Raw genomic sequence first — 3,650 nt, 5'->3', positions numbered from 1 at the left:
AGATTCTGGAACAGGTTGAGCTTGGTCCAGTTGTTGTCGCTCCATTTGAAATAGGTGTTGTAGGACAAATTGATTTTTTGCAGCTGACCAAGAAGGATGGGCTGCTGGGTGGGATTGTCGTTCCCGCCCGCATCATCCGGATATTCGGGATAGAGCCGGAGATCGACCTTGAACTGAATGGTTCTGCTGTGTCCGTCGTAGCTCTTCTTCTCCTTGGCGTGCAGATGGAAGAGGGGATAGCCGTTCTCCCGGATTTCGTTGAGCTTCTGCCGCTTGTCCTGAAGACTGGCAAGGGTATGAACGATTCTGCAGGCGGACTTCTTCGCCGATTTGTATTTTGAAACCGTGGCACTGTCCGCCTGGTCCAGAAAGGCGCGTAGCGCGGCATCCTCCGTCGACTGGTTGCAGCGCAGCTCCGCGATGTCGAGCTTGGTGTTCTCCTCATTCATCGCAGCTTGGGCGAGCTCATTGGCATTGCTCATCGTGACGGTGACCTGCGGCGGAACATTCTTCTGAATGCTCCCCTCGCTCAGCGGCTTCGTATAGCCGGTGAGGTTGTAGGTCTTGTTGATGAGATCGGAGGCCTGCTGCGCCTTGCTGTTGAGCGCATCGAATTTCTCGAACAGGTCTTTCGCGTAGCTGCTGGATGTGGCATCCGCATAGTCCCGCTCCACATCCTTGGACGCCTTGTCAGCATCTGTCTGAAAATTTCCGATCCCCGCCGTAACATCACCGGATTGCGCCGAGCAGCTCTCGGCCGCGACGACAGGGCCCGATACAAGGGCCAGAATTGCCACTGCCGACGTCGTGCAATGGATCAATCTGCGCATCTTCGTCTTTGCTGTCATAGCCACCCTGATTCCCCTTCAATCTGGTGTGTGAGAGAGTGGCAAAGGCGAGCGAAAATGCCCTCGAAGCTCAATACCAGAAATTGGGTATGGGCAAATATTGCGAGAAGTCCGAACCGCTTGTGGCGGTCTTCATGGGGGATGAATTGAGATGACGATCTCGAGGGGAGAGGACGAGCCCGCGAAACGCTCCGTCTCCGGATGCAGGATCATCGTGTCGGAGGACGATGACGCAGTACGCGAACGGTTCGTTCATCTGATCGCCGAGTGGGATGGCGGAGAGGTCGTGGCGGAGTGCGCGACCCTGCTGGAAACGATGGCCGCGATCAGGACGCATGAAATCGACCTCCTGATCACCGATCTGAACCTGCCCGACGGCAATGGGATCGAGGCCATCGGCGCGCTGAGAGCGCTGCAACCGGCTGCCGAAGCGATGGTCATTTCTGTTCTGGCCGACGACCGGACGGTGCTCGATTCCATCGAGGCCGGAGCCTCGGGCTATCTCCTGAAGGATGCCGATCCGGTCGATCTCGTCGATGCGATCAACGATCTGATGGCCGGCCGCTCTCCCATTTCGTCGCGAATCGCGCGGGTGCTCGTGAAGCGTCTGGCCGAACGGGCGGAACGCAGCGCGACGGGCGAAGACACGCCGAAAATGACGCCAAGGGAGATGGATATACTCTGGGGGATAGCCAAGGGATTTACCAGCGACGAGATGGCATCGAGTCTTGGCATATCGCGGCAGACGGTGCCGGTTCACATCCGCAACATATACAGAAAGTTGCAAGTCTCGAACCGATCCGAGGCGGTCTTCGAGGCGACGAGACAGGGGATCATCCGGCTATGAATGCGGCCCGCATGGCCGCACCGATGCCGAAGGCGCGTTATCTCGCCGTGCTGGCGCTTGTCGGGATCATCGTGTTTGTCGCCGCGCTCCCCCGGTTCGTGACAGTGCCGGTGCCGCGGCACCATCACAGCTTCGACACCGCTGAATTTTTGCAAACGGGAAAGTCGCGGCAGGCTGTCAGCCTGCCTTCGCGCTGGGTCCATGACTCGGCAACGGGCCCCGAGACAGCGATCTATCGCCTGACATTCGTTCCGGGCGATTTGCCGGACGCCCCGCTTGCACTGTTCATCCCGGTGGTGCGACAGGCGATCGAGGTCCGTTTGAACGGGCACCTGCTGCATGTGGTGCCGCGTTCATCGTGGTCGAGTACCCGAAGCGGATATGCCTATGCCGCATCCCTGCCGCGGCAATTTCTCAACGTGGCGGAGAGAAACGATCTCGAAATACGCATGATCCGATCGGATGGCTGGCTCTCGGGCTATCTCTCGCGCATCTATATTTCCACGTCGAGCGACATCAGAAGTTATCAGCGGATCGCCGACCTTCTGATCGAGCAATGGCGCGCAATGACCTTTGCGCTCCATACCGTCACGGTGATGGGCTTCATCACGATCCTGCTCTTCCGGCGTCACGATCCGGTATTTCAGTGGCTGACGCTCATCACCGGCTGGAGTCTTGCCATCGTTCTGTCCCAGTCGCCGATTGTGGGACAGCTGCTCGGCGACAGCCGGCTTTATTTTCTCCCCGGCGTTGCGGCGGTAGGCTTGATGGCGATAGGCGTGGCCCTCGCGCTGACAGGGCGAAGCGCGCCACGCTGGTTGCGGCTTTCCATCTGGATCGCTCCCCTAGCCTTGTGCCTGTCCGGATTGACCGGCCTGATCGGCTTGCCCGTCGCCATTGTGGCGGGCTCCGCTGTGACCATCGTGACCTATGCGATTGCCGCCGCGATCCTCATCCGCGATTTCGCCATGCGGGGCGGATGGCAAGGCGCCTTTCTGTCCGTTCCTTTTGCGTTGAGCGCGTGGTTCGGCGCGCATGACGTCCTCATGGGGCTGGGCCTCAATGACGGCGTGTTCATGCTGATGCCCTATATGCGGACGATGATCCTTGTGGCGATCGCGATCGTGTTGATGGGCCGTCTGGCCGAAAGCCTGAACAAGGTGGATGAAGCAAACGATGTTCTGCTCCAGCGGCTTGCGGAGCAGGAGAAGGAGCTCAACGAGTTGCATGAGAGGGATCGGCAGCGGACGGAGCAAAGCGTTCTCGAACGCGAAAGGCAAAGATTGATGTCCGATCTCCATGACGGCCTGAGCGGCCATCTGGTGTCGATCATCGCCCTGGCGGAGCGCAATGAGGTCAACGGCTCATTCATCAGCGCGTCCGCGCGGGAAGCTCTCGACGATCTTCGGCTCGTCATCCAGTCGCTCGATATCGGCGACAGTGACTTGCTGGTCGCGCTTGCGGGCTGGCGAGAGCGGCTCGAGCCGCGATTGCGCCGGATGGGCGTCAAGCTGGAATGGTCCATGGAGGCGATACCCGAGATCACGGGCGTAACGCCGGGCAACGCGCTTTCGGTTCTGAGAATTCTGCAGGAAGCGGTCACCAATGCGCTGAAGCATGGCCCTGCAACGCGAATCTCTATTCGCGGAATGCCTCACGATGAGGGCGCGGCCATCATCGTCGAAAACGATGTGCTCGAACCTGCGACAGCGGGCAAGGGGCATGGGGTGACCAACATGCAAAGACGGGCCGAAAAGTTCGGCGCTGTTATCCTGCTCGAACTTGAAGAACGCCGTGCCCGCCTGGAACTGCGACTTCCCTCCCGCCTCTCGAACAAAAGCGCCCGGTCAGGATGCCGGACGGTGGATCCCGCGTGACGGGTGGCTATTGCGGGGGCCTTGCCATCGATCCAGTGACTTGCTGCAGGAAATTCCGCCTCCCGGAGAACCAGCCCG

At 59.7% G+C, this 3,650-nt stretch carries 3 protein-coding genes; 2 read left to right on the top strand and 1 reads right to left on the bottom strand.

Features of this window, described 5'->3' with window-relative positions:
* Positions 1 to 854 (bottom strand): hypothetical protein (locus PKA57_RS14200; RefSeq protein ID WP_324301686.1); only part of this gene is annotated, 854 nt, incomplete at its 3' end.
* Between the two features lie 145 nt (positions 855 to 999).
* Here PKA57_RS14200 and PKA57_RS14195 point away from each other — a divergent pair.
* Both PKA57_RS14195 and PKA57_RS14190 read left to right on the top strand, forming a co-directional pair.
* Positions 1,000 to 1,695 (top strand): response regulator transcription factor, encoded by a 696-nt coding sequence (locus PKA57_RS14195; protein ID WP_324301684.1) that lies wholly within the window; start codon positions 1,000 to 1,002, stop codon positions 1,693 to 1,695.
* An 11-nt stretch (positions 1,696 to 1,706) separates the two neighbouring features.
* Complete coding sequence (locus PKA57_RS14190) at positions 1,707 to 3,572, top strand: hypothetical protein (protein ID WP_324301682.1); 1,866 nt, start codon at positions 1,707 to 1,709, stop codon at positions 3,570 to 3,572.
* Positions 3,573 to 3,650 lie beyond the last annotated feature (78 nt).

The sequence above is a fragment of the Parvibaculum sp. genome, assembly GCF_035325945.1.
Taxonomy (GTDB): domain Bacteria; phylum Pseudomonadota; class Alphaproteobacteria; order Parvibaculales; family Parvibaculaceae; genus Parvibaculum.
Note: the sequence above shows the minus strand (reverse complement) of the source record. Positions and strands in the feature narration are given on the sequence as shown.

What these genes read in the sequence shown, in the direction of transcription:
- PKA57_RS14195 (WP_324301684.1), top strand. Translation starts at nt 1,000, where the DNA reads ATGACGATCTCGAGGGGAGAGGACGAGCCCGCGAAACGCTCCGTCTCC.
- PKA57_RS14190 (WP_324301682.1), top strand. Translation starts at nt 1,707, where the DNA reads ATGGCCGCACCGATGCCGAAGGCGCGTTATCTCGCCGTGCTGGCGCTT.